Consider the following 25,363-nt stretch of genomic DNA (forward strand, 5'->3'; position numbering starts at 1 on the left):
ATATGAAAAAAATGTCCAGACAAGAAAAAAGCTGGATATTATACGATTGGGCGAACTCCGTATACTCGCTCGTCATTACAACTGCATTATTTCCAATTTACTTTAAAGCAGCTGCAAAAGAAGCTGGACTATCTGGGGCAACTTCAACAGCATATTGGGGATATGCAAACTCATTCGCAACACTTTTAATTTCTATACTTGCTCCTATTCTTGGCACAGTTGCTGATTATAAAGGATTTAAAAAACGTTTTTTCACATTCTTCTTTGGACTCGGTATCGTATTTACAAGTATGTTAGCAGTCGTTCCAACCTCTCAGTGGTACTTATTGCTAGGGTGCTATATGCTCGCCTTAATCGGCTTTGCTGGAGCAAATATTTTCTATGATGCATTTTTAGTAGACGTCACTTCTGAAGATAGAATGGACCGAATTTCTACAAGAGGATTTGCATTAGGTTATATCGGGAGTACAATTCCTTTTATCGGTTGTATCGCTCTTATTATTCTTTCCCAAAAAGGAACTATTCCCTTATCGGTCGGCATTGCTAGTCAAATTTCCTTTGCAATAACAGCTCTTTGGTGGGGATTATTTACAATTCCAATGCTAAAAAACGTAGAGCAAACACACTATATTGAGCGTCATCCAAGACCTATTAGAATGAGCTTCAAACGTCTTGCTGATACTTTTAAAAATATTAAAGAATATAAAACTGTATTTATGTTTCTAATCGCTTACTTTTTCTATATTGACGGAGTCGACACAATTATTACTATGTCTACCGCTTACGGAACCGATCTCGGTATTAGTGCAACGAATCTATTAATTATATTATTTGTAACACAAATTGTCGCTTGTCCATTTGCTTTACTATACGGAAAATTATCTGAAACATTTACTGGTAAAAAAATGTTATATGTCGGTATCATTATTTATATCATTATTTGCACATATGCTTATTTTTTAAAAACGACACTTGATTTTTGGATTTTAGCAATGTTAGTTGCTACATCTCAAGGTGGTATTCAAGCACTAAGTCGTTCATACTTTGCAAAACTAGTACCTAAAGAATCTGCTAATGAATTCTTCGGATTTTATAATATATTTGGCAAGTTTGCCGCAATTATGGGTCCGGTATTAGTCGGTGTTACAACCCAATTAACAGGAAAAACAAACGCTGGTGTTCTTAGTATTATTGTTCTGTTTATTATCGGAGGATTTTTACTAACTAGAGTTCCAGAAAATAATACATCCGTTACACCACCTAGTCCAAAGACTAAAACGCTATAAGAAAAGATCCTCTTCTCATAAGAAGAGGATCTTTTTTATTTTTAAAGGTGCGACTTATAATGAACGACTCTACTGCTTGTACAAAAATAATTTATCAACAGTTGTTCCTAATACTTCAGCTAAACGGAATGCTAACGCTAAACTTGGATCATATTTATTATTCTCAATTGCATTTATCGTTTGTCTAGAAACCTTACATTTATCAGCTAATGCGCCTTGTGAAATATTATTTTCAGTGCGTAATTCATAGATTTGATTTTTCACACCATTGCTCCTAACCTGTAAAATCGTTTTTACAACATCAGTATATAATTGGCTCATATAGTTGTCAAAAGTTTCTCAAAGAAAAAGGGAGCAATATTGCTCCCTTACAATAGTTATTTCGAAGCTAACGAATTTGTTAGTGCCTCTTTATTAGCAACATCTTCTTTTTTTATTTGCATACGTAGAACTGGCCCTATCGCTAATAAAATAAGTGCCATTGCTATACAAAACACAGTAACTAGTGAAGTTAGTTCCTTTAATCCTCCAGCTAGTGAAGTTCCAATTAGCATTGCCCCCATAAACAGTGGTAAAATCGTCCCATTTACTCTTCCAACCATATTTTCTGGTACAAGTTGAATCATAAGCGTACCGACAACAATATTAACACAAGCTAAACAAATACCTGTTCCAAACCTCATGAAACTAGTAATCCAAAATGATGTAGATAGCCCTTCTACTAAAAATGACATTGCTAATATGCCCATACCGAATACAAACATTTTTTTCGGATTCACTTTTGAAGCAAAAATTGCAGCAACAATACCACCAATTAACATACCTATTCCATCAGCTGCAGCTAAATATTGAACTGCTTCCTTTTCCATTCCAAGGCGTTCTATTACAAGAAACACCTCTAATGGAGTTGTTAATCCAACAGCTAAGCCTATAATGGTGAAAGTGATCGTAATCATACGTAAATTTTTCGTATGAAGAACATACTTCCAACCTTCTTTTATATCATTTTTTAATGAATCTCTCGCCACTTGCTCTTTTTCAACCCATTTTGGTAAAAATGAAAGGGCGATAGCAGATAACAAAAATAAAATGATTAAGCTATATAGTGACGTAAATAAACCAAGTTGTGTATACACAAGCGATCCTACCACTGGTCCAAAAATTAGAAATAATGACTGTAATGTTTGGTTAAATGCAATCGCATTTGCTATCTCTTCTTCTTTTACATAGCGCTTAAATATACGCGAAGATGAGGGCTGAGAAAACTGACCTACAATCGCGGAAATGAGTGTTGCAAAAAATATAGCCTGCCAATAATCCAGCTTTAACAACAGGACAATTCCTATAATAGACAGTACACTCAACACATCTCCAGCGACCATTGTTCTTTTCGGATTCCAGCGATCAGCTAGCGCACCACCGATAAACGAGAAAATAAAAATAGGTGCATATTCCATAACTGATAACAAAGAAACAGAAACCGGATCATTATTCGTTCGCTCCATTATAAAATACAAAAGAGCCATATTTCTGATCCAAATTGCAAATTGTTGTAAAATATCAGACGCCATAACGAGCATAAATGCTCGGTTTTTAAATAAAGCGTTCATTTTCATTCCCCTTTCACAAACCGACCGTTCAGTCTAATTTATTTTGTAAGAAAAGCAACTGACCTATTATTCAGCTGCCATTCCTTTTAACAATACATCTATTGCCTTTTTATAAATACGCTTCAACTCTTTATAATCTAGCTCGTAGTAAAGTACTCCAAGCCCTGATAATAATCCATTCACAATATACATAAGATCACGAGTATTATCTTCACGGAACTCTCCAGACTGTATACCTGCTTCAATTAATTTCTCAAACATAACATATGATTCTCTAGTTAAAGCTAATAGTTCCTCCAAAATCTCTTTACTTACAACTTGACTCATAGAGAATTCCTCTATGGCATTTGAAATTGGTTGCTGTATGTCCTCTACATGATATTCCGCGAGACCATATAGTTTTTCAGTACTAGTGCTATACAACTTCTCTTTTTCATTCCATTTTTCAAGCCAATCATACGTATGCTGTTTCACTACAAATAAAAATAATTCTTCTTTACTTTTAAAGTGATAATAAATACTTCCTTTACTTCGCTCTGTAATTTCACAAATCTCTTCCATAGATGTAGCTGCGTAGCCCTTCTGTGAAAATAGACTTTCTGCTTTGTATGCAATTTCTTTCTTTATCTCTTCTGCGCTTCTTCTCATATTCGCACCTCTTTAAACCGACCGTTCAGTCTAATGATAACAAATCAAAAACCTCTATCGCAAGAGGCTATATTCCTTATTTAAGAAAACGTACTTTCAAACCAAGTTCGAATCATATGTATTGTTCCAAATTTAAATGCTAATTTAACAAGAAATACGCCTCCCGCAGCTAATAAAAATAACACTACTTTCCCCTTATTTTTCACTTTCGGTTCCCTTTTCATTTCCATTCCCCTTAGTATGTTAAAAATATTAATCAAACGTTTGTTTAACTGTGTTTATGTATATGTAAGCCGACTAATCAAACGTTTGTTTAAAAAGAAATACGCCTATATAAGGCGCATTTTCATCAATCCCCACCGCCACCGCAGCTTCCTCCGCTATCTCCCCCAAAAGAGCCTCCACAATCATGTGAACCGCCATCATGCGAGCTATCATTATCCGATCCAGCAAAGAAAAATAATGGTGATGAGCTGTTAGATGAATTATGTATGTTATTTTGTTTCGCCAAGTTCACCTTCTTTTTGTTCGATCGAACTGCTGTTACGATTATTCCAACTACAACAAATAATAGTATGACAATAATAAATCCCATATAAAAGCCTCCCCTATTCCTCGAATAATTGAATGATTCTCTCTAGATTTTCAAGTGAAATGAAGCGTGATTCACGAAGAATTTCTTTTCCATTATGAAATAATAAAATTGTTGGCCCTGTAAATACTCCATATCGCCCCGCAATCTCTTGCATGTCTTGTAGTAATATTTCTATTTTCTCTACGTAATCATAATTCTCTAATACGCAATTTACTTTTCTTAGCATAACATCACAAACACCACAATTTTCCGTTTTAATAAACAGAAGTACCAATTGTTGTTCTTCGATATAGTTCGCTAATTCTTCTATCGTTTTAAATGTAGTCATCTTATCCCTCTTAGCGTAATTTACGAAATAATTTGCCTTGATACATACGAAAAGCTGAACTATCTTTAATCTTTCTCTTTTCCATTACCTGCTGAAAACGAAGAGTTTTTGCTGTTAACTCTTCTCGTAATTTCTTTCTCTCTTCTTCATCATAACAGCAAGCAATTAAATCCTCTATTTTTAATATATCTTTTTGTAGTTCCATTTCTGGTGGAATCATTCCCGCATTTTTTAAAATTTTATAACTCATTCTAAGTTCTGGAGGTACCATTGAAAGATCTTCTAATTGTAGTGGTTTTCCTTTTCCCGGAAGATAATCAAGATCACCATTCCGTATTGCTTGTCGAATTTTTTCTTCAGCAATGTTCAAAAACACATCCACACTATTCCCTCCTTTACATATTTTTACTATTATTTTACATGATATTTCCTTATCTTTCTACGTCTTTAATAATTGGCTCCATACAATTTTTTCTCAAATTTATTTATAATGAGCTTTTTCTTCCCATACCAATCTTTCGTTTTCATATATAGTTTGTATTCAAGCCTTTTTGTATTGAGAAAGTCTTTTTCAACTTAATAAAGCGTTTACACTAAATCTTACATTTGTTACGATTTAATCACCCCCAGCTCCCTTGTATAGACTTCGTGATGTCTGATCATTTTATCTAGACGTTTCATACGTCTAGATTCATTTTGGTTTATTGGCGTATGCCTTTAAATATATCTTTTATTTTGAAAGGAGAAATGGCTATGAGGTCTCAAAAATTCACACTGCTATTACTATCTCTACTACTTTTCTTACCTCTTTTTCTCACAAATTTTATTACTCCAAATCTCGCATTAGCAGATTCACCAAAGCAAAGTCAAAAAATTGTTGGGTACTTTCCTTCGTGGGGCGTTTACGGACGTAATTATCAAGTTGCTGACATTGATGCATCAAAGCTTACTCACCTTAACTATGCTTTCGCGGATATTTGTTGGAATGGAAAACATGGAAACCCTTCTACTCATCCTGATAATCCAAATAAACAAACGTGGAACTGTAAAGAATCTGGTGTACCATTGCAAAATAAAGAGGTTCCTAATGGTACTCTCGTACTCGGTGAACCATGGGCTGATGTTACCAAATCGTATCCTGGCTCAGGGACAACTTGGGAAGATTGCGATAAATATGCCCGTTGCGGAAATTTCGGGGAACTAAAACGATTAAAAGCTAAATATCCTCACTTAAAAACAATTATTTCCGTTGGTGGCTGGACTTGGTCTAACCGCTTTTCTGATATGGCCGCTGATGAAAAAACAAGAAAAGTATTTGCTGAATCTACAGTAGCTTTTCTTCGCGCATATGGGTTTGATGGCGTAGATTTAGACTGGGAATATCCGGGCGTTGAAACGATTCCTGGTGGTAGTTATCGTCCTGAAGATAAACAAAATTTCACTCTCCTTCTTCAAGATGTCCGAAATGCTTTGAATAAAGCAGGTACTGAAGATGGCAAACAATATTTACTAACAATCGCTTCAGGCGCAAGCCAACGCTACGCTGATCATACAGAGCTAAAGAAAATTTCTCAAATACTCGATTGGATTAATATTATGACATATGATTTCCACGGCGGATGGGAAGCTACTTCTAATCATAATGCAGCTCTATATAAGGATCCAAATGACCCAGCAGCAAATACGAATTTTTACGTAGATGGTGCTATAAATGTTTATACAAATGAAGGTGTTCCAGTCGATAAACTAGTATTAGGCGTACCCTTTTACGGACGTGGCTGGAAAAGTTGTGGCAAAGAAAATAACGGACAATATCAACCTTGCAAACCAGGTAGTGATGGGAAACTTGCTTCTAAAGGTACTTGGGATGATTATTCTACCGGTGACACAGGTGTGTATGATTACGGTGATTTAGCAGCCAATTACGTTAATAAAAATGGTTTTGTACGCTACTGGAATGACACAGCTAAAGTACCTTATTTATATAATGCAACTACAGGCACATTTATTAGCTACGATGACAATGAATCTATGAAATACAAAACAGACTATATAAAGACGAAAGGTTTAAGTGGAGCAATGTTTTGGGAACTAAGCGGGGATTGCCGTACAAGTCCAAAATATAGTTGTAGTGGTCCAAAATTACTTGATACGCTAGTAAAAGAATTACTTGGTGGACCTATTAGTCAAAAAGATACTGAGCCACCAACGAATGTTAAAAATATTGTAGTTACGAATAAAAATTCAAACTCAGTTCAATTAAACTGGACTGCATCTACTGATAACGTAGGAGTTACGGAATATGAAATTACTGCTGGAGAAGAGAAATGGAGTACAACAACAAATAGCATTACAATTAAAAACTTAAAACCTAATACGGAATACACATTTTCAATAATTGCCAAAGATGCTGCTGGAAATAAACCACAACCTACCGCTCTTACTGTCAAAACGGATGAAGCTAATACGACACCTCCTGATGGAAATGGTACTGCTACATTTTCAGTCACTTCGAATTGGGGCAGCGGTTATAACTTCTCGATTATAATCAAAAATAATGGAACGACTCCTATTAAAAATTGGAAATTAGAATTTGATTATAGCGGTAATTTAACACAAGTTTGGGATTCTAAAATTAGTAGTAAAACAAATAATCATTATGTAATTACGAATGCAGGATGGAATGGTGAAATTCCTCCTGGTGGATCTATTACAATTGGCGGTGCAGGAACAGGTAATCCTGCCGAACTTTTAAATACCGTCATTAGCGAAAACTAGACGTAATATCCATTAATTAATTCACTAAAGTTTGAATTTAGGTTTGAGCAATACCTCCTAAATTCAAACTTTTAATTTTACGAAAAATCAAAAATATCATAATAACCTATTATAATTATATTTAATTTCTAATATGAAGTTTATATGAAGTTCATTTGAATTTTACATGAATTCCCTTTAATTTCTATTGTCTTCCTATAATATCCATATTATCCTTTACATAAAGGAATTATTTTCATTCCATTTTGAACTATCTATATATATAAAGAAAGATAGTCACCTGTTAGGGAAAGGCTTTCGTATTATAAATATAACAAAAGAAAAAGCACGCTTATAAGCGCACCATAAGAGTGCTTCTTCATACAATTCTCATGTAAGAGTTCTCGAAAATCATGTTAATCACAAAGAAAAGGCATTAGCTCCTAAAAGCTAATGCCTTTTCTTTATTCATATTGTTCAGTATTCCAATCTTCTATATTCCATACTTTTGTTATCCACGATTCATAGAAAGAAGGTTCATGTGAGACAATTAAAACCGTTCCTTTGTATTGTTGTAACGCTTCCTGTAAAGCCATCTTAGTTTCTACATCCAAATGATTAGTCGGTTCGTCTAAAATTAAAACATCAGCTTTTTCTATTTTTTCATATAAGGAGCTAACACACTTAAAATCTCTTCTTTATCCTTTTTTAATTCGAGTGATGTTAACATATCCATCGTTCTCGGCCTAGGTAATTTCACTTGTACCTCGCCAACTATTGACGCTGGTCTTTGAGATAAAATAAATACGCGATCTGAAAGCAAGATTGCCTCATCTAAGTCATGTGTCACCATAACGATTGTTTGCTTTTCTTGATGCCAAGAGTTTAAAAGCCAGCTATGTACTTCCATTTTTGTAAATGCATCTAATTTACCAAAAGGCTCATCCAGCAGCATAATTGGCTTTTCACATAAATATGTGCGCAGAAAACTAATTCTTTGACGCATACCACCAGATAATTCATCTGGATAATGGTCTGCATATTCATCTAGTTGGAACTGCTTTAATGCTTCCATTCCTTCTGTCAGCCTTTGTTTTTTCGGCTTTCCTTCAATTTCTAACGGAAGAACGATATTTTGCAAAGCTGATCGCCACGGTAGTAATAAATCTTGTTGTGGCATATAACTAACAACATCTTGCTCTTGTACTTGCTTATCGTTATACGTTACGTTCCCGCTTGTTGGTTTTTCAACATTTGCAATCATGTTTAATAATGTGCTTTTCCCGCAACCACTTGGTCCTACAAAGGAAACAAACTCTCCCTCTTGTATAGAGGCACTAATATTCTCTAATACATTCTTTCCGTCAAAAGATTTCACTATATTTTTTATTTGTAATCCGCTCATTTTTCACTTGGAAGGAATTCATTTGTAAAAGCATCTTTTACATCGATTTTCTTTTTAATAACTTTGTTGTCATATAAGAAATTCATGTAATTCGTCCAAATTTCTTCCTTCTGTACTCCCCATGCTTTAGCATCATCTTGATACTTCGTACTTAACCATTTTTGGCTTTCTTGAACTAAATCTTTATTTACATCTGGAACAGCTTTAATTAAAATATCAGCAGCCTCTTTCGGTTCCTTAATTGCAAAATTATAACCTTCTGTCGTTGCACTCATAAACTTTTTCACAAAGTCTTTATCTTGCTTCGTATGTTTTTCACTCGTAATAATAACAGGACTATAGAAATCAAGCGCTGGATCTAAGTCCTTCACCATAATCGTATTTAACTCTTTTCCTTGGCGCTTCGCTTCAATACCATCCCAACCGTAATAAATCCATTCGAAATCTGCATCACGACCGATTGATTTAAAGAAATCTGTTTGTCCTAAGATGATTTTTTCAACTTTATTAAAATCAGCTTGATGTTTATCCATAATCGTCTTTAATGTCGCTTCTTCCGCTGGTCCTCCCCAGCCGCCGTAACGTTTACCTTCAAAATCTTTCGGTGACGTCATATTATCTTTCTTAAGCGATGCAAACGCTGAAGTGTTATGCTGAATAATCGCTCCTACAGATACAACAGGAATTCCTTCCACACGAGCTAACGTTACATTTTCTTGTGCGCTTATTGCGAAGTCTGCTTTTCCTGATGCTATCATTTGCTCTGCTGTTACATTGTCACCTGGTTGAATAATTTCTACATCTAATCCTTGCTTTTTGTAATAATCTTTCGTTTGCGCTACATACAAGCCAGTATGATTCGTATTTGGAAACCAATCTAATACTACTTTTACTTTTTGATCTTTACTTGCACTTTCTTCTTTCTTTGCCGGATTACATCCAGCCACACCTACCGCTACTAAGGCAGCTAACATAACTTTCAAACCTTTTTTCATTTTCTGCCGTCCTTTCTATATATCCATGGTGCTGTTATTCTTGCCATAAACTCTACGATAAAATACAGGCATAATGTCACCATAACGATGATTGCTGCAACACCAAATACTCGGGCAGTCAAAAAGGATTTTGTAGCCCTCGTAAGCATAACGCCTAATCCTTCACTTGCACCGAGCCATTCTCCGATAATTGCCCCCATTACGCTATATGTAACTGCAATTTTTAAACCTGAGAAAAAGTATGGAAGCACTGCTGGAAATTTTACTTTCTGGTAAACTTGCCATTTTGTCGCCTTCATTGTTTGTAACAGTTTCAACATGTTTTTATCTACTGTTTGAAAACCTTCTAAAATACTAAGCGCAATTGGGAAGAAACAAACGAGTATTACGACCATTACTTTCGGCAACATCCCATATCCAAACCAAATAATAAATAGCGGTGCAAGTACAACAATTGGAATTGTTTGCGAAATAACGAGCAATGGATTTATTAAAATACGAAATAACGGTATAACGTCCATAATAATTGCGATGCTCGTCCCCAATAAAATTGCAAAGAATAGTCCAATTATAACTTCCTGCAGTGTTTGCATCGTATTTGGTAATAGTAAATCTTTCATCCCAATTAATTCTTGAACAATGGCAGAAGGCTTTGGTAAAATCCACGGTTCGATTTTAAATAATGAAACAGATCCTTCCCATATCGCAATGAGAAGGATAAGCCAAATAGTTGTAATAAGTTTAGATTGCTTCTGGTTTTGCATATTCATCACGGTACTTCCAAACCTTTTCATCTATCGTTACACCAGTGCTTGGACGATAATGGATTTTAATAGAAGTAATCACTTCTTCTGCTCCAGCATCGACGCAAGCTTGTTGCGCACGTTTAACGACATCAAGAAGTACATCTAATTCTCCTTCCAAAGTTGTTTCCATTGCCCCTACTTCATAACGAACTCCCGATTGTTGCACAACTTCAATTGCTTTATCGACAACAGAATATACATCTTTCGTTTTTGCTTGTGGTACTACTGAAAATGACATTGTAACTTGTTGTGACATAATAAAATCCCCCTTATAAAAATAAATTTCAAAAATAAGAAAAGGCTTTCCTACTGCGTAGGAAAGCCTTGTATGCAAGTTATTACAGAATAACATATGCTACATCACTTTAAGTAACTCCCTACGCTGGCATTATCCAGATCAGGTTGAGGGTCGATGTTTACTTACATCCTCTCAGCCAATTGGCTCCCCGGTCCTTAATTCGTTTTCATTGTAGCATGATTTATTTTATTGAACAAACAAAAGCATGCATAATCATTTCATTATTTTTGGAAAATAACCAACTTTTTCACCATGAGCTAATAACTGCTGAATAAATTCTTTATTAATTGCTGGTACTATCAATTCTTTTTTCTTAATCCATTTATTCGTTCTACGCGTACCCATTACAATTTCAGATTGCTGCGCTCCATCTCCTGCAACTTGAGAAGCAATTAACTCTGCTATTACTTCATTTCCCTTCGCTAATGCAAGTCCGGTATTTACATATTCTGAAAGTGGAACCATTTCAAGATTGTATCCACACTCTCCAATTAGCTGTATAAATTGTTCAAACTCAATTTGATGTGGATGACAAATATGTAACGTCTCTCCTATAATTTGCGCATCTTGCAAATACGATACAATTGATTTACTAGCAAAATCAATTGGTGTGAAATCAACTTTCCACTTCACATTTGGTGCTTTCCCAATTAATAGCATTGTTTTAATAAGACGATAAAATGCGTTTCCTTCAATATTTTGTTGGAACGAACCTGTTTCTGAATGACATGCTAAATTACCTGCACGATAAATATTTCCACGCAAACCATTTTTCATTGCTTCACGAACAATGTTTTCCGCTTGTAGTTTACTATTTGAATATACATTCTCTAAGTCTACACTGTAATTAAAATCACCAGTTTTCATGTATGTATCCCATTGATCTACCGCTAATTCTAACGGGATACCAATTGTAGAAATAAAATGGAATGTAGCACCTTTCTCCGCTAATGTTAGCATACGGCTAGTTCCTTGGACATTTATATTTTCAAATTGTTTTACATCTCCAAAATGTCTTACATCTGCACCGCAATGAATTATCGTATCCATCTTAGAACTGATGAACATAAATTCTTCTTCGCTCATCCCAAGATACTCTTCTCCAAGATCACCAGCTACGGCCTGTATACGCTGTAACCATTCTTCACATATATCATTAAAGTAGCCTGTTAATGTATGTATAATTCTTTGCTGCACATCTTTAGTTGGTCTTACTAAACAATAAATAGTAGCAGATGTATCTCTCAACAATTCATATAATATGTGTGATCCTAAATAACCAGTAGCTCCTGTTAAAAAGACATTTGAAATCTGGTTTTCTTCCAAAACGTTTGCATACGTGATAGTATCTGGTTCGTGAATCACTTTATATTCACGAAATACTTCTTCTTTCTCTACTTTTACTTCTCGCTCAATTCGAGCTAATCCATATATCGTTCTTTCTTTAAAGAAATCTTGAATTGTTAAATGTGAGAAATCTTCTTTTAACAATGTTAAGACTCGTAATACTTTTAATGAATGTCCACCAATTGTAAAGAAATCATCATGCACTCCAACTTTTGAAATTCCTAATACTTCCGCCCAGGCGTTCGCTATTTGTTTTTCTGCTTTATTAGAAGGTGCAACATATTCTTGTAGCCGAACCGGTTCATACTTTTCTTCTAACTGAGCTAACTTCTTAACATCAATCTTTTTATTAGGTGTAAGTGGTAATTCATTAATATAAATTAGTTTAGATGGCACCATATAATCTGGTAATTGCTCTTGTAACTGATAAACTAATTCTGGTATTTCTTTTTTATTTAAAGTTGTATAGAACGCGATTAAATATTGGCTACCTTCCTTACTCTTCTTAGCAAAAACAGCATTTTCTTTTATATTATGATTTTGAGAAATTTTACTTTGGATTTCGCCTAGTTCAATACGATGTCCTCTAATTTTTACTTGATCATCTTTCCGATGTAAAAACTCTATATTTCCATCCTCTAGCAACTTAACGATATCACCTGTTTTATATATATTAACTATAGGATTAAAAGGGTTCGGAATAAAAGCTTCAATTGTTTTATTAGGCTTATTAAAATACCCTTTTGCTAATCCCACTGAATCTATATATAATTCACCAGGTACACCAATTGGACAAAGATTCATATTCTCATCCAAAATCATAACTTGATAATTAGCACATGGTTTACCAATGGGAATACTCGCAACATCCTCATTTAACTGACTAGGTATTTTATAGGTTGTCGTCACTACAGTACATTCTGTCGGTCCGTATACATTATGAATTTCAACATTTGTACCTATTCTTTCTCTCCACAATTTAATAACCTCTACAGGCAACATTTCACCGCCAATCGCAATTCTTTTTAGGGAAGCTAGCTTATATATATCTTCTTCTGCTAAATAAGTTGCTACTTGTCGAACAAAAATTGTTGCTAATGCCAAGATTGAAGTTGCTTTCACTTTATAGATTGCATTTGCAAATACTTCTACAGACAATCGCTCTTCCTCTAATAGTACATATAAGTTTCCTCCACAGAATAAAGAAGCAAATGACTCCCATACAGAAGCATCGAAACTAAAGGAAGGAAATTGGGCAAATACATCCTCTTCTGTCAATTCATATTGCTTTTTCATCCAAGTATACAGATTAACAACGCCTCTATGAGCTAACATCGTTCCCTTTGGATTCCCTGTTGAACCAGATGTATAAATCATATAAGCTACATCATCACAATGAATAGACAACTTTACATCTGTATCTTCATAAGTTTCACTATCATACATTGAAACTGTTTGAACCCCATCACATGTTATAGGCGTCTCTTTCATCAATATAACTTTCGCTTGGCTATCTTGAATAATGTACTGTATTCTACTTTCCGGATAATCCGGATCAATCGGAACATACGCTGCACCAGCTTTTAATATAGCTACCATACTTACTACTGTGTCTATGCTACGTTTCATAAATATTCCAACATAGTCTCCTAATTGGACGCCGTTTTTAATTAACATATGAGCTATTTGATTACTTTTTTTATTTAGCTCCTCATAAGTTAAAGTACCTTCCCTTGAAGATAAAGCTATACGATTTGGAAATTGAGTAACAGTATTATAGAACATATCGACGATACTTTTCTCAGGATATACTGCTGTCGTATCATTCACTTGACTATAAAGTGCCATCTCGGCCTCTGTAATAACATTAAAATTATTTATATGATTATTATTATTTTGTGATTTATTAATTAAAACACCTTGTATTTGTTGTGCATAACGAGTAATTGTTGTCTCTTTCCAATTAACACTATTAAATATTATTTCTACACTTTGCATATTTTTACTAAATACAAATTGTAATGTATTCGTGTCTTTTAGCTCATAATATGTTTCACCAATAATAATAGGTGACATTTCATATAACGTATTACCGTTTTGAAACTCTTCTATTTCTTCCTCATTCATTTCTTTAATTTGCTCCAGTTGCTCTTCAATTTGTAAATTTAAACTTTCATAGGAGAGAAAATTAGAAACTTCAATAGTAATCGGAAATAAACTTCCTCTTACATGATAAAGCACGACAATATGTTTTTCTTTAGAAATATGATATAACCACGTTGCAGTCGCTCCTATTAAATCTACAATGTGAGTCAAATTTGAAAACAGTTCCGTTTTCCTTTTTATCCTAAGTTCTGTTCCTTGCACATCTTTAGGTATTTTAATACTTCCTTCTACTTTTCCTAAAAATTCTTTTACCATCTCACTATAAGAAATTGCTAATTTCATATTTATGTAAATTCCTCTCTTAAATATAATAAAGGTGTGAAAATTCACACCTTTTTTATCCCTTATTAAAGGGCAGATTCGTTCAATTCATAATCAGTAGCGGAGATACCCCCTTGATTAGAATTGAACTTTCTCCTTATTCGCTTTTAAACTCACCAATAAGCTCTTGTAATTCCTGAGAGAGCCAACTTAAAGAAGTCGCTAATTCTGCAATATCTTGTACTGATATTTCTTGCTCTTTCATGCTTTCTTCAACATTACTACTGCTGTTGGCATAAGTATTTGCAATATGTGATAATTCATTTACGACTTGAACGATATTCTGGCTATTTTGTAAAATATCACTCGAATTACCCGAAACAGCTTTTACTTGATCTGTAACAGATTGCGCTGATTTGGAGATTTTTTCGAAGAAATCTCCACTACTTTGAACAAGTGAAATTCCAGTTTCTACTTCTTTTGAACCTTTTTGCATGGAAACTACAGCATCTTCTGTCTCAGCTTGTGTTTCACCAATTAATTTCGCTATATCTTTTGCAGACGCTTCAGTTTGTTCTGCTAATTTTCGTACTTCATCAGCAACAACTGCAAACCCTCTTCCAGCTGCTCCAGCACGTGAAGCCTCAATAGAAGCATTTAAAGCTAATAAATTTGTTTGATTTGAAATACCTGTAATTACAGTTACGATATCACTAATTTCTTTTGACCTTGTTTCTAACGAATAAATGATGGAAGATAAATCTTGTACTGCATTTTGAATTAAACTCATTTGATTAATAATTTGTCCAATCACTTCATTACCTTCAATTGAATGTTGCTCCATACCTTCAGAAGCAATCGCAACTTGTTTCGCAGCCCCAGTTATCTCTTCTACCTTATCTTCCATTCCATGTACAATCCCTAAACATTGTTGTACTGAAGTTTTTTGAGACTGTGCCCCTACTCTTAAACCTTCAATAGAACTTGCAATCTCTTGAACTGCCATGCTGTTTTCCTCTGTACTCGCCGACAATTCTTGTGAAGAAGAAGAAACTTGCTCAGCAGTTTGCCTTACTTTATCTATAATCCCTTTAAACTTTTCAATCGTGTTATTGAAATAAACATTAATAATTCCAATATCATCTGGTCTTTCTTTTAATTTAATACTCAAGTCACCTTCACCAATTTTACGTAACCCTTCTCGTAAATCTTTTAATGGAGCTAGCGAGTGACGCACGATAAAGAATTGAGTAATAGTCGCAATTGCTAATGAAATAATGATAAAGAGTAAACCCTGTATCATAAACTTCTCTTTTGTAATAGGAACAATGGAAGCATCTAAGTCAGCGGCAACAATTGCAATAATATTGTTTTCTCCATCTGTAATTGGTTCTAATATTGTCACCCACGAACCTATTTCATCTTCATATACTTCTGTCATTTGAGCCTTTTTCGTATCAATCACTTTATCGTATGCCTTCATCCAATGAGCGGGTTGTTCATAATAATCTCCCGGCTTTATAGGAAACGCATTTGTTAACTCTGTAGTCAAACCAACGAGTTGTAATTCTCGCTTTTCATTCGGCTTTGCTCCTGTAACATACGTTTGTCCAACGCTTTTCAATTCTTTTGATACTTCATCTAATTTCTCTGTTAACTTTTCTTTTTTCACTTTTTCGGCTGTAGGATCTTTCGCCATGTCTCTAACTAATTCTACATCCAGTTTTTTCAATACTATTTCTCCTGTTTCAATAGACTGCCTTTCAAATAAAGACATCATACTATTTTGAAACATATTGAAACTTAATGCACCCATACTTCCAACAAGTGTCAAAATAACTAATACGGTTAATAAGACGTTCTTTTGAAGGAACGATAACTTATGCCAATATTTTTTCATTAATATCCACCTTCCTTAATCAACACAAACAAAAAAACAAAATATATGGATATTTTGTTTGAAAATGTTTCTCAATATGTTCGAGAATAAAAAAAAGCCAATGTAAAAGCATTGGCCAAGACCAACCCTATCCGTCCGGTAACTGGCTAGCGTAGCCTTTCGACCTTAGCTCCTGTAGTTTTGCGTCCTCATGTTTCCATCAGTTTGCCTTTCTCGCTGAACGAGTTGAACGATATGGGAGTTCTATGAGAATTAATTTATTCTCTTTCAAAGATTACAACATATAAATCAAAATGTCTACTTATTTAGAGATATAAATACAAATTTTTAATGCATTGCTTTTTCGAAATAATTTCAAAAAGTACGTGAATGTTACTTTTTTTGTGTTATATAATAAAAAATGTATAAATAACAAGGATTTCTTCGGGTATTTATTTAATTTTCATTCAAATTAAACTATTCGAATATATCTTAACTAATGAATTTCGGAGGTAGTTTATCATGTTTTGGCTACAATTTCTTACCTTGTTACTCTGTATTTTTATTGGTGCACGCCTAGGCGGAGTTGGTTTAGGAGTAATGGGTGGAGTTGGTATGGCAATACTCGTTTTTGTCTTCCACCTACAACCAACCGCGCCTCCTATCGATGTAATGCTTATGATTTTGGCAGTAATTACAGCTGCTGGTGCTTTGCAAGCTGCTGGAGGAATGGACTATCTTGTTCATCTAGCTGAAAAGGCATTACGAAAAAATCCAAAGCGTATTACTTTTTTTGCTCCAATTGTTACTTATTTATTCACACTATGTGCAGGTACTGGTCACGTTGCCTATTCTGTACTTCCTGTTATTGCAGAGGTCTCTCGTGAATCAGGGATTAGACCGGAACGCCCAATGTCGATTGCCGTAATCGCTTCTCAACAAGCAATTACAGCTAGTCCAATTTCAGCTGCCACAGTTGCTCTTTTAGCAATGTTAGCTGACTATAAAATCACCTTATTAGATATTTTAAAAGTAAGTATCCCTTCTACTTTCATCGCTTGTATGATAGCTGCATTCGTTGCTAGTAAGATGGGAAAAGAATTAAATGAAGACCCTGAATACTTAAAACGATTAAAAGAAGGAATGATTCCTAAGCTTGAAGAGAAAAAAGCATTTGTAGGTGTAAAGGGCGCAAAATTATCAGTTATCCTTTTCCTAGTAGGAACCTTCCTTGTTGTACTTCTTGGTTCATTTGAAGCACTTCGTCCAGGATGGATAGTTGATGGGAAGTTAGCTCGTCTTTCCATGCCGAACACAATTGAGATGGTTATGTTAACTATCGCGGCTCTTATTATTATTTTCTGTAAACCAAATGTAGAAAGCATTGTGTCTGGTAACGTCTTTAAAGCAGGAGCAACAGCAGTTGTTGCTATTTTCGGTATCGCTTGGATGGGAGATACTTTCTTTAACGGAAACTTAAATATGATTCAAGGATCCATTCAGCATTTAGTAACAAGTGCACCTTGGCTATTTGCCATCGCACTATTCATTCTATCTATTTTACTGTACAGCCAAGCTGCAACAGTACGTGCCTTAATGCCACTTGGACTATCTCTTGGCATTCCACCAGCGCTACTGATTGCTATGTTCCCTGCAGTAAATGGATATTTCTTCATTCCAAACTATGGAACAATCGTTGCTGCTATTAACTTTGACCGTACTGGTACAACAGGTATCGGTAAATACGTATTAAATCATAGTTTTATGATTCCTGGCTTAATCGCAACATTTACTTCTATCGGAATTGGAATGCTCTTAATTTCAATTATGTTTTAAAGAAAAAGCACAAACCTTTATTTAAAAAGGTTTGTGCTTTTTTAATCAAATGTTTGTTTAAATTTTGGGGCAGTCTATTTCTCCATGTAGCACTTAAAATACTACACGTCCTTCCCTACAAACTTCTCTTTACTTCTTCAGCTAATTTTCTCGTACTTTCATACGCAGATTCAGCTAAACTAATTGCTGAAATAACTGAAACACCGTCCGCACCCGCTTCTATAACTGCCGCTGTATTTTCAATTGTAATCCCACCAATACCAACGATTGGCACTGTAATTCCTTGTTCTCTAAAATAAGCTAATCCTTTCGTTCCTTGAACCGCTTTCGTATCTTTTTTCGTACTCGTTGGGAAAATAGGTCCAACGCCTAAATAATCTGCTCCATTTTCGATTGCAAAGCGTGCTTCTTCAATTGTATGAGCAGATACGCCGATAATTTTATCTCCCATTTTTTCACGAACAGATGTAATTCCTTCATCATCTTGTCCTACATGAACACCATCTGCATCTAATTCAATGGCTAATTCTACATCATCATTTACAATGAAAGGAACACTATATTCATTACAAAGCGTCTGCAATTCTTTTGCAAAGCGCACTCTATCTTCTCCGATTAAAGAACCTTCCCCCTTCTCGCGAAACTGAAAAATTGTCACTCCACCATCTAACGCTTCTTTCAATACAGCTAAAGGATCCCTCGTGCAGTTATTACTTCCCATAATAAAATACACTTGCAATAGCTTAGACATTTTATCTATTTCAATGCGTGCCATTTCTTTCACTCCCTCTTACTCTAACTCCTCAATCTTTCCATACTTCTCAATATCACTAGAAGTAGTATTCGCTAACTGATTTAAAAATTCAATTTGGAAACTACCAGGTCCCTTTTCCACGGTCTTAGCAGCTGCCAGTTCCGAAGCTACACCATAAAACGTTAATGCTGCTACTGCTGCTTTTACATAATCTTTTTCCACTGCTACAAATGCTCCTATTACAGAAGTTAGTAAACAACCTGTTCCCGTAACTTTCGTTAAAATAGGGTGACCATTTCGAATAACAATAGTTCTCTCTCCATCTGTAACAACATCTTCTTTTCCAGTAATGACCGCAACTGTATTTAGTTCATCTGCTGCCTGCCTTGCAATACTTACAACATTGCCATTTCCAGTACCAGCGTCTACCCCTTTAATTTCCCATCTCTCATTAATAACGTTCGCTATTTCAGCTGCATTTCCGCGAATACTCGCTAATTCAATTTCAGCCGGAATATGTCTCGCAACTTCTGTTCGATACGATGTTGCTCCTGCACCAACTGGATCAAACAGTACTGGTACATTGTTCACATTTGCTGATTTACCGGCAAGTAACATCGCTTCTACTTCTTCAGGACGAAGTGTTCCCATATTTAATACTAACGCTCCAGCAATGCTAGCCATTTCTGCCACTTCTTCTTTTGCATACGCCATTACAGGCGATGCCCCAAGTGCCAACAAACCGTTAGCAGTAAAATTTGTTACAACAACATTTGTAATATTATGAACAAGCGGATTAGATTCTCTCACCAAATCCACTACTTTACTAATTTCTTTCATATTCATCCTTTTCATCTCCTAACTATAATGATGGGAGATACACAAAAAGACACTTTGCGCGTACGCAAAGTGCCTGAATATGTGCTTTTACACTCTCCCTACGCTGGCATTATCCAACAGGTTCAAATGGTCAATGACGGACTAGTAGCCATACTCTCAGTTTGTATCCACAAACTCCCATGTGTTTCTTATTCATCTACTTCAAAGTCTACTCTTATTCTAGTAAAATAACAAGTTCTTTACTTTTCTATTTGATATAGAGGCAACTGATAAAGTGAAACTTTAATCAGTTGGGATTTTGTTAACTCCATTAAAAACAGCTGAAATATGGAGCGAAACTGAATCTCAAGAAGATGTATGCTATATTTAACTTATGGAAATTTGAAAGGATGTTTTTAATATGTCAAAAAGCGTTGTAATCGCTGAAAAACCTTCCGTTGCACGAGATATTGCTCGTGTACTGAAGTGTGATAAAAAAGGAAACGGCTATCTTGAAGGTAGTAAATATATTGTAACTTGGGCTTTAGGTCATCTCGTTACATTAGCAGATCCAGAAAGTTATGATGTGAAATATAAAAAGTGGAATTTAGAAGATTTACCGATGCTACCTGAGCGTTTGAAATTAACGGTTATTAAACAAACTGGTAAACAATTTAATGCTGTAAAAAGTCAGCTACTTAGAAAAGATGTAAATGAAATTATTGTAGCAACAGACGCTGGACGTGAAGGGGAATTAGTCGCACGCTGGATTATCGATAAAGTTAAGCTAAATAAACCAATCAAACGTTTATGGATTTCTTCTGTAACCGATAAAGCAATTAAAGATGGTTTTGCAAATTTAAAACCAGGTAAAGCCTATGACAATTTATACGCTTCAGCAGTTGCGCGTTCAGAAGCTGACTGGTATATCGGTCTTAATGCAACTCGTGCTTTAACGACTCGCTTTAATGCCCAGTTAAATTGCGGCCGTGTACAAACCCCTACTGTTGCTATGATTGCTAGTCGTGAGGATGAAATAAAGAACTTCAAAGCACAAACTTACTACGGCATCGAAGCTCAAACAATGGAGAAGCTCAAACTTACTTGGCAAGATGCAAATGGCAATAGCCGTAGTTTTAATAAAGAAAAAATCGATGGTATTGTAAAACGTTTAGATAAACAAAATGCTACTGTTGTGGAAATTGATAAGAAACAGAAGAAGTCATTCTCTCCTGGTCTTTACGATTTAACTGAATTGCAACGTGATGCGAATAAAAAGTTCGGTTACTCTGCTAAAGAAACATTAAATATTATGCAAAAATTGTATGAACAGCATAAAGTACTAACGTACCCTCGTACAGATTCACGCTACATTTCATCTGATATCGTTGGAACACTTCCAGAACGTCTAAAAGCATGTGGTGTTGGAGAATACCGTCCCTTCGCACATAAAGTATTACAAAAGCCTATCAAACCTAACAAATCATTTGTTGATGATAGTAAAGTAAGCGATCATCATGCGATTATTCCAACAGAAGGATACGTTAACTTCTCAGCATTCACAGATAAAGAACGCAAAATTTATGATTTAGTTGTAAAACGTTTCTTAGCTGTGTTATTCCCGGCATTCGAATATGAGCAACTAACGTTACGCACAAAGGTTGGCAATGAAACGTTCATTGCGCGCGGAAAAACAATTCTACATGCCGGTTGGAAAGAAGTATATGAAAATCGCTTTGAAGATGATGATGTAACTGATGACGTAAAAGAGCAACTTCTACCTCACATTGAGAAAGGCGATACATTAGCTGTAAAGTTAATTATGCAAACATCAGGTCAAACAAAAGCACCTGCACGATTTAACGAAGCGACTTTACTTTCAGCAATGGAGAATCCTACAAAATATATGGATACGCAAAATAAACAACTTGCTGATACGTTAAAATCGACTGGTGGATTAGGTACTGTAGCGACACGTGCAGACATTATCGACAAGCTATTCAATTCATTCTTAATTGAAAAACGTGGTAAAGATATTCACATTACATCAAAAGGTCGTCAATTACTTGATTTAGTACCAGAAGAATTAAAATCACCTACACTAACTGGTGAGTGGGAACAAAAACTTGAAGCAATTGCAAAAGGAAAATTAAAGAAAGAAGTATTCATTTCGGAAATGAAGAACTATACGAAAGAAATTGTTTCTGAAATTAAATCGAGTGATAAAAAATATAAACATGACAACATTTCAACGAAGTCTTGTCCAGACTGCGGTAAACCAATGCTAGAAGTAAACGGCAAAAAGGGAAAAATGCTCGTATGCCAAGATCGTGAATGTGGTCATCGTAAAAATGTATCTCGTACAACAAACGCTCGCTGTCCGCAATGTAAGAAGAAACTAGAATTACGTGGTGAGGGTGCAGGCCAAATTTTCGCATGTAAATGTGGCTATCGTGAGAAATTATCAACATTCCAAGAAAGACGTAAAAAAGAATCTGGAAACAAAGCTAATAAGCGCGACGTTCAAAAATATATGAAACAACAGAACAAAGAGGAAGAACCATTAAACAACCCATTTGCGGAAGCATTAAAAAAATTAAAATTTGATTAAACAAAAAGGTTCCTACCTCTATCGGTAGGAACCTTTTATTTTAGTGAATGATTTTACTTCCTTTTGCATTCTCAACAAATTTTTCACTTGATTTGTTAATTGGTGTTTTCAGTAATAACGCAGCCACAATCATAACTACTACGAAAGCACTTAACACAAGTAAATCTCGCGTTACGATATCCCAAAGCATTCCGCCAACTGTTTCACGAATTGCGCTAATTGCGTATGTGAATGGTAAGAACGGATAAATCGCTTGGAAGAACGCTGGTGTCATTTGGATTGGGAATGTTCCGCCCGATCCTGCTACTTGTAGTACAAGTAAAATGATCGCCATCGATTTCCCAACGTTTCCGAAAATAGAAACGAGTGAGTATACGATACAAACGAAGACTCCACCAATAAATAAACTAAATAACACAAACCAGAACTTATCGACTACGTACGTACCGAGTAAGAATATATCTCCCATCGATACGATAAACGCTTGTGAAAGACCTATCGTTAAGAATGTTAATAAACGTCCGAAGTAAATTTCATGGCTCTTATAATTCGCGCCCTCTTCGTGTACTTCTACCGTTAATAATGAAACCATTAATAATGCGCCTACCCATAATGCAAGCACTGTATAGAATGGTGACATCGCTGAACCGTAATTCGGCATCGCAAATAATTTATTTTCTTTTAAATTTACTGGATTCGCAAAGTAATCGCTTTGCTTTTCAACATCATTTTTCAATAAACGTATGATGTCTTTTAAATCCTCTTCAGATTCAAAATCACGAATTTTATCTGCTAATTCTTTAATCTTTTTCTCAGTCTCCGGCATTTCAGCTTTAATGTCTGCTAATTTCTTTTTACCATCTACTAAACCTTTTGATGAATCTTCTAGTAATTTTTTAACATCTGGAAGCTTTTTGTCTGCCTCTTTTAAAATTTGAGATGTGTTTTTAGACATACGTTTCGTACGTTCAATTGCTGTGTTAAAGTTTGGAACGATTTCTGAATCATATGTTGCTAAGAAATCACCTAATTGAGCTGAAGCATTTTTAGTCGCTTCATTAATGCTTTCTACAACCTCTTTTGTAGGCTTCTGTCCATTATTAATTAGTGTAGTTGCTTTATTCGTTGCATCTATACCTTTTTGAACAGAATTTTGTATTTTGTTCAATTTTGCAATTCCGCCATTAAGGTTTTTTCCGCTATTTACATCTGCTAATACCTTATTTGTGCTTTCTAGAACCGGAATCGCATCACCAATTAGATTATTAGTAGCTTGTAGTTGACCATTTAAATCGTTTAAAGCCACTTTTGTACTATCTAATCCATTAACACCTCTATTATTTACGTCTGCTATAACACCTTCTAAATTATTTTTTGCCTTTTCATATTCATTTTTCACACTATCGTATGCTTCATTTGCATCAGCTTTAGCTTGATCGACTGTGCTGACTGCTTTTTTATAATCTGCTACAAACGTTTCATTATAATCTTTTTCCGCTTGATCAATTAATCCATTTGCTGCATCTAACTTTTGATTCGCTACATCTGTTACATCTTTCTTTACTTCTTGTCCTGTACCGATAACATTTACAATATCTTTAATACCCTTGTTTGCATTTTCCATACCGCTTTTTAGCTTAGTTAAACGATCCACTCGCCCTTGGAAAAAGCTTTGACCAAAATCAGTCGTCGCTGACTTTTGAAGTTCAGTAAATACATTAATAAGATATGCAATACTATCTGTACGCCCTTGAAGATTTTCAGAAACCGCATTAAGGTCTTGTTTTGCCTTTTCTGGATCAAACTGACCATTTTGCAATCCATTCACAACACTTTTTCCGTATGCTGTTCCTGCACGTGCTGAGTTTAAAACGTTATTAACTGTTTGATTAATGTTTCTTGCAATGTTTTTATAACCTTCATCATTCATCTTTGAAAGATCAGGGCGTGCTGGGAACTCCGGTAATCCCTTCATACCAGAAAGGTCTATCCCTGGATTCATTAAAAAGTTCGTAAAAGCATTGGCCTTATCCATTACATCTTTTGCTACAGTTAAATTGTTTCTCATTGTTCCAGGTGCGTTCTTTAAAGTTTCATCATTATTTGCAAAGAACTTATCTAAATTCCCTAATGCTTCTTGCCCATCATTAATAACACTCTCTACAACTGGCAACTCTTTTTGCGCTACTTTCACAACATCCTCTGCTCGAGTCGCATCATCTAACGCCTTATCCATCAATGTATTCATTTCTGGGAACTGCGCTTCTAACTTAAAGACAAGATCTTTTACTTTCTCGATACTTGGTAAGTTTGTTTCTAAATCGATTCCAAGGTCATTGAAAATTTTAAAAATCTCACCGTTCGCTGTTTTAACGAAGTTTTTACTAATTTCTTCCGTAATACCTGATGCACCTTTTGCTGTAATTTTCGGTGCAATCGCATTTACCTTTTCATTTACATAGTAATCCAGTTCTGGTTTCTGTGGATTTTCATCCAGAACAGTTGCAATTTTTTCAGAGAAGTCTTTTGGGATTGTAATGCTTGCATAGTAATCCCCGCGTTCAACTCCGTAAATTGCCTGCTTTTCGTCTACAAACTTCCAACCAAGATTTTTGTTTTTCTTCAGAGAATCTACAATCTCGTCCCCGATATTGATATCTTTCCCTCTTAAATTAGAGCCTGCATCTTGGTTAGAAACTGCAATGGGAACCTCTTTTGTATTTCCATATGGATCCCAAGAAGCTTTAATGTTAAACCATGCATATAACGATGGTAAAATCATTAATCCTAAAACAATAACAATTGCAGCCCAATGTTTGGCTACATTCCGTAAATCTGTCTTATAAATACGCCAAATCTGTTTCATAGAAGTTATCACCTAATTATATATTTTTCCTTCTTTAGAAAATGATACATACATTTTGCAATTATATCACTTTCTACATCGTGTATTAACCAAAAA

20 protein-coding genes, 1 pseudogene and 3 riboswitches are annotated in these 25,363 nt (G+C 35.0%); of the genes and pseudogenes, 4 read left to right on the forward strand and 17 right to left on the reverse strand.

All coding sequences use genetic code 11. The features are described from left to right. The first annotated feature begins 2 nt into the window (after positions 1-2). Complete coding sequence (locus tag IQ781_RS13380) at positions 3-1,286, forward strand: MFS transporter (protein ID WP_000738812.1); 1,284 nt, start codon at positions 3-5, stop codon at positions 1,284-1,286. 69 nt (positions 1,287-1,355) lie between these two features. On the opposite strand, the gene IQ781_RS13385 is transcribed toward IQ781_RS13380, so the two are convergent. From IQ781_RS13385 to IQ781_RS13415, 7 genes are all read right to left on the reverse strand, one after another. Continuing rightward, on the reverse strand, positions 1,356-1,607 hold the full coding sequence (locus IQ781_RS13385) for a helix-turn-helix transcriptional regulator (protein ID WP_002023181.1): 252 nt from the start codon (positions 1,605-1,607) through the stop codon (positions 1,356-1,358). A 56-nt stretch (positions 1,608-1,663) separates the two neighbouring features. Continuing rightward, positions 1,664-2,896, reverse strand: coding sequence for an MFS transporter (locus IQ781_RS13390; protein WP_000992547.1), 1,233 nt, complete (start codon positions 2,894-2,896; stop codon positions 1,664-1,666). A gap of 66 nt (positions 2,897-2,962) precedes the next feature. Then, positions 2,963-3,544, reverse strand: coding sequence for a TetR/AcrR family transcriptional regulator (locus IQ781_RS13395; RefSeq protein WP_001254439.1), 582 nt, complete (start codon positions 3,542-3,544; stop codon positions 2,963-2,965). Between the two features lie 80 nt (positions 3,545-3,624). Further along, a complete protein-coding gene (locus IQ781_RS13400) occupies positions 3,625-3,768 on the reverse strand; it encodes a hypothetical protein (protein ID WP_000817981.1) in 144 nt (47 codons plus the stop codon). 125 nt (positions 3,769-3,893) lie between these two features. Beyond that, positions 3,894-4,139 carry a hypothetical protein gene (locus tag IQ781_RS13405; protein WP_000505774.1) on the reverse strand — a complete coding sequence of 82 codons (246 nt, stop codon included), beginning with the start codon at positions 4,137-4,139 and terminating at the stop codon, positions 3,894-3,896. 13 nt (positions 4,140-4,152) lie between these two features. Beyond that, positions 4,153-4,467 carry a thioredoxin family protein gene (locus IQ781_RS13410; protein WP_000206514.1) on the reverse strand — a complete coding sequence of 105 codons (315 nt, stop codon included), beginning with the start codon at positions 4,465-4,467 and terminating at the stop codon, positions 4,153-4,155. A gap of 10 nt (positions 4,468-4,477) precedes the next feature. Further along, on the reverse strand, positions 4,478-4,849 hold the full coding sequence (locus tag IQ781_RS13415; RefSeq protein ID WP_000382376.1) for a DnaJ family domain-containing protein: 372 nt from the start codon (positions 4,847-4,849) through the stop codon (positions 4,478-4,480). A gap of 371 nt (positions 4,850-5,220) precedes the next feature. Between IQ781_RS13415 and IQ781_RS13420 the strand changes: the two genes are divergently transcribed. After that, entirely contained in the window at positions 5,221-7,245 is a 2,025-nt protein-coding gene (locus tag IQ781_RS13420) for a glycosyl hydrolase family 18 protein (RefSeq protein WP_139847039.1), read from the forward strand. A 443-nt stretch (positions 7,246-7,688) separates the two neighbouring features. On the opposite strand, the pseudogene IQ781_RS13425 reads toward IQ781_RS13420, so the two are convergent. The 7 genes and pseudogenes from IQ781_RS13425 to IQ781_RS13455 form a co-directional block, all read right to left on the reverse strand. Beyond that, positions 7,689-7,883, reverse strand: a pseudogene (locus IQ781_RS13425) (P-loop NTPase family protein); the annotation flags it as partial. Beyond that, positions 7,880-8,629 (reverse strand): ABC transporter ATP-binding protein, encoded by a 750-nt coding sequence (locus IQ781_RS13430; RefSeq protein ID WP_000016088.1) that lies wholly within the window; start codon positions 8,627-8,629, stop codon positions 7,880-7,882. The gene IQ781_RS13430 and the pseudogene IQ781_RS13425, both read right to left, overlap by 4 nt. Then, entirely contained in the window at positions 8,626-9,624 is a 999-nt protein-coding gene (locus tag IQ781_RS13435; protein ID WP_000715573.1) for an ABC transporter substrate-binding protein, read from the reverse strand. The genes IQ781_RS13430 and IQ781_RS13435 overlap by 4 nt, the downstream gene beginning before the upstream one ends. Then, positions 9,621-10,394 (reverse strand): ABC transporter permease, encoded by a 774-nt coding sequence (locus tag IQ781_RS13440; protein WP_001057166.1) that lies wholly within the window; start codon positions 10,392-10,394, stop codon positions 9,621-9,623. The genes IQ781_RS13435 and IQ781_RS13440 overlap by 4 nt, the downstream gene beginning before the upstream one ends. Beyond that, positions 10,366-10,686: an MTH1187 family thiamine-binding protein gene (locus IQ781_RS13445; RefSeq protein WP_000082906.1), complete on the reverse strand. Its 321-nt coding sequence runs from the start codon at positions 10,684-10,686 to the stop codon at positions 10,366-10,368. The genes IQ781_RS13440 and IQ781_RS13445 overlap by 29 nt, the downstream gene beginning before the upstream one ends. Before the next feature lie 101 nt (positions 10,687-10,787). Then, positions 10,788-10,889, reverse strand: a riboswitch (TPP riboswitch). A 52-nt stretch (positions 10,890-10,941) separates the two neighbouring features. Next, entirely contained in the window at positions 10,942-14,523 is a 3,582-nt protein-coding gene (locus IQ781_RS13450; protein ID WP_139847038.1) for a non-ribosomal peptide synthetase family protein, read from the reverse strand. 136 nt (positions 14,524-14,659) lie between these two features. Then, a complete protein-coding gene (locus IQ781_RS13455) occupies positions 14,660-16,402 on the reverse strand; it encodes a methyl-accepting chemotaxis protein (protein WP_139847037.1) in 1,743 nt (580 codons plus the stop codon). A 134-nt stretch (positions 16,403-16,536) separates the two neighbouring features. Next, positions 16,537-16,621: riboswitch (cyclic di-GMP riboswitch) on the reverse strand. 282 nt (positions 16,622-16,903) lie between these two features. Here IQ781_RS13455 and IQ781_RS13460 point away from each other — a divergent pair. Further along, positions 16,904-18,217, forward strand: coding sequence for an anaerobic C4-dicarboxylate transporter family protein (locus IQ781_RS13460; protein WP_000498700.1), 1,314 nt, complete (start codon positions 16,904-16,906; stop codon positions 18,215-18,217). Between the two features lie 115 nt (positions 18,218-18,332). On the opposite strand, the gene thiE is transcribed toward IQ781_RS13460, so the two are convergent. After that, positions 18,333-18,992 (reverse strand): thiamine phosphate synthase, encoded by a 660-nt coding sequence (gene thiE / locus IQ781_RS13465; RefSeq protein ID WP_000090962.1) that lies wholly within the window; start codon positions 18,990-18,992, stop codon positions 18,333-18,335. 15 nt (positions 18,993-19,007) lie between these two features. After that, positions 19,008-19,817, reverse strand: a complete 810-nt coding sequence (gene thiM / locus IQ781_RS13470) for a hydroxyethylthiazole kinase (RefSeq protein WP_001056115.1) — start codon at positions 19,815-19,817, stop codon at positions 19,008-19,010. A gap of 72 nt (positions 19,818-19,889) precedes the next feature. Further along, positions 19,890-20,002, reverse strand: a riboswitch (TPP riboswitch). Between the two features lie 209 nt (positions 20,003-20,211). Between thiM and topB the strand changes: the two genes are divergently transcribed. Next, a complete protein-coding gene (gene topB, locus IQ781_RS13475) occupies positions 20,212-22,401 on the forward strand; it encodes a DNA topoisomerase III (RefSeq protein WP_139847036.1) in 2,190 nt (729 codons plus the stop codon). Between the two features lie 40 nt (positions 22,402-22,441). Here the strand turns inward: topB and IQ781_RS13480 are convergent, their stop codons facing one another. Then, complete coding sequence (locus tag IQ781_RS13480) at positions 22,442-25,267, reverse strand: YhgE/Pip domain-containing protein (RefSeq protein WP_086692275.1); 2,826 nt, start codon at positions 25,265-25,267, stop codon at positions 22,442-22,444. Between the last annotated feature and the right edge of the window lie 96 nt (positions 25,268-25,363).

This window comes from Bacillus sp. N447-1 (assembly GCF_022701035.1).
Taxonomy (GTDB): Bacteria; Bacillota; Bacilli; order Bacillales; family Bacillaceae_G; genus Bacillus_A; species Bacillus_A cereus.

Excerpts from the sequence above, each read along its gene's own strand:
- IQ781_RS13380 (WP_000738812.1), top strand. The coding sequence starts at position 3 with ATGAAAAAAATGTCCAGACAAGAAAAAAGCTGGATATTATACGATTGG.
- IQ781_RS13385 (WP_002023181.1), bottom strand. The coding sequence starts at position 1,607 with ATGAGCCAATTATATACTGATGTTGTAAAAACGATTTTACAGGTTAGG.
- IQ781_RS13390 (WP_000992547.1), bottom strand. The coding sequence starts at position 2,896 with ATGAACGCTTTATTTAAAAACCGAGCATTTATGCTCGTTATGGCGTCT.
- IQ781_RS13395 (WP_001254439.1), bottom strand. The coding sequence starts at position 3,544 with ATGAGAAGAAGCGCAGAAGAGATAAAGAAAGAAATTGCATACAAAGCA.
- IQ781_RS13400 (WP_000817981.1), bottom strand. The coding sequence starts at position 3,768 with ATGAAAAGGGAACCGAAAGTGAAAAATAAGGGGAAAGTAGTGTTATTT.
- IQ781_RS13405 (WP_000505774.1), bottom strand. The coding sequence starts at position 4,139 with ATGGGATTTATTATTGTCATACTATTATTTGTTGTAGTTGGAATAATC.
- IQ781_RS13410 (WP_000206514.1), bottom strand. The coding sequence starts at position 4,467 with ATGACTACATTTAAAACGATAGAAGAATTAGCGAACTATATCGAAGAA.
- IQ781_RS13420 (WP_139847039.1), top strand. The coding sequence starts at position 5,221 with ATGAGGTCTCAAAAATTCACACTGCTATTACTATCTCTACTACTTTTC.
- IQ781_RS13430 (WP_000016088.1), bottom strand. The coding sequence starts at position 8,629 with ATGAGCGGATTACAAATAAAAAATATAGTGAAATCTTTTGACGGAAAG.
- IQ781_RS13435 (WP_000715573.1), bottom strand. The coding sequence starts at position 9,624 with ATGAAAAAAGGTTTGAAAGTTATGTTAGCTGCCTTAGTAGCGGTAGGT.
- IQ781_RS13440 (WP_001057166.1), bottom strand. The coding sequence starts at position 10,394 with ATGAATATGCAAAACCAGAAGCAATCTAAACTTATTACAACTATTTGG.
- IQ781_RS13445 (WP_000082906.1), bottom strand. The coding sequence starts at position 10,686 with ATGTCACAACAAGTTACAATGTCATTTTCAGTAGTACCACAAGCAAAA.
- IQ781_RS13450 (WP_139847038.1), bottom strand. The coding sequence starts at position 14,523 with ATGAAATTAGCAATTTCTTATAGTGAGATGGTAAAAGAATTTTTAGGA.
- IQ781_RS13455 (WP_139847037.1), bottom strand. The coding sequence starts at position 16,402 with ATGAAAAAATATTGGCATAAGTTATCGTTCCTTCAAAAGAACGTCTTA.
- IQ781_RS13460 (WP_000498700.1), top strand. The coding sequence starts at position 16,904 with ATGTTTTGGCTACAATTTCTTACCTTGTTACTCTGTATTTTTATTGGT.
- thiE (WP_000090962.1), bottom strand. The coding sequence starts at position 18,992 with ATGGCACGCATTGAAATAGATAAAATGTCTAAGCTATTGCAAGTGTAT.
- thiM (WP_001056115.1), bottom strand. The coding sequence starts at position 19,817 with ATGAATATGAAAGAAATTAGTAAAGTAGTGGATTTGGTGAGAGAATCT.
- topB (WP_139847036.1), top strand. The coding sequence starts at position 20,212 with ATGTCAAAAAGCGTTGTAATCGCTGAAAAACCTTCCGTTGCACGAGAT.
- IQ781_RS13480 (WP_086692275.1), bottom strand. The coding sequence starts at position 25,267 with ATGAAACAGATTTGGCGTATTTATAAGACAGATTTACGGAATGTAGCC.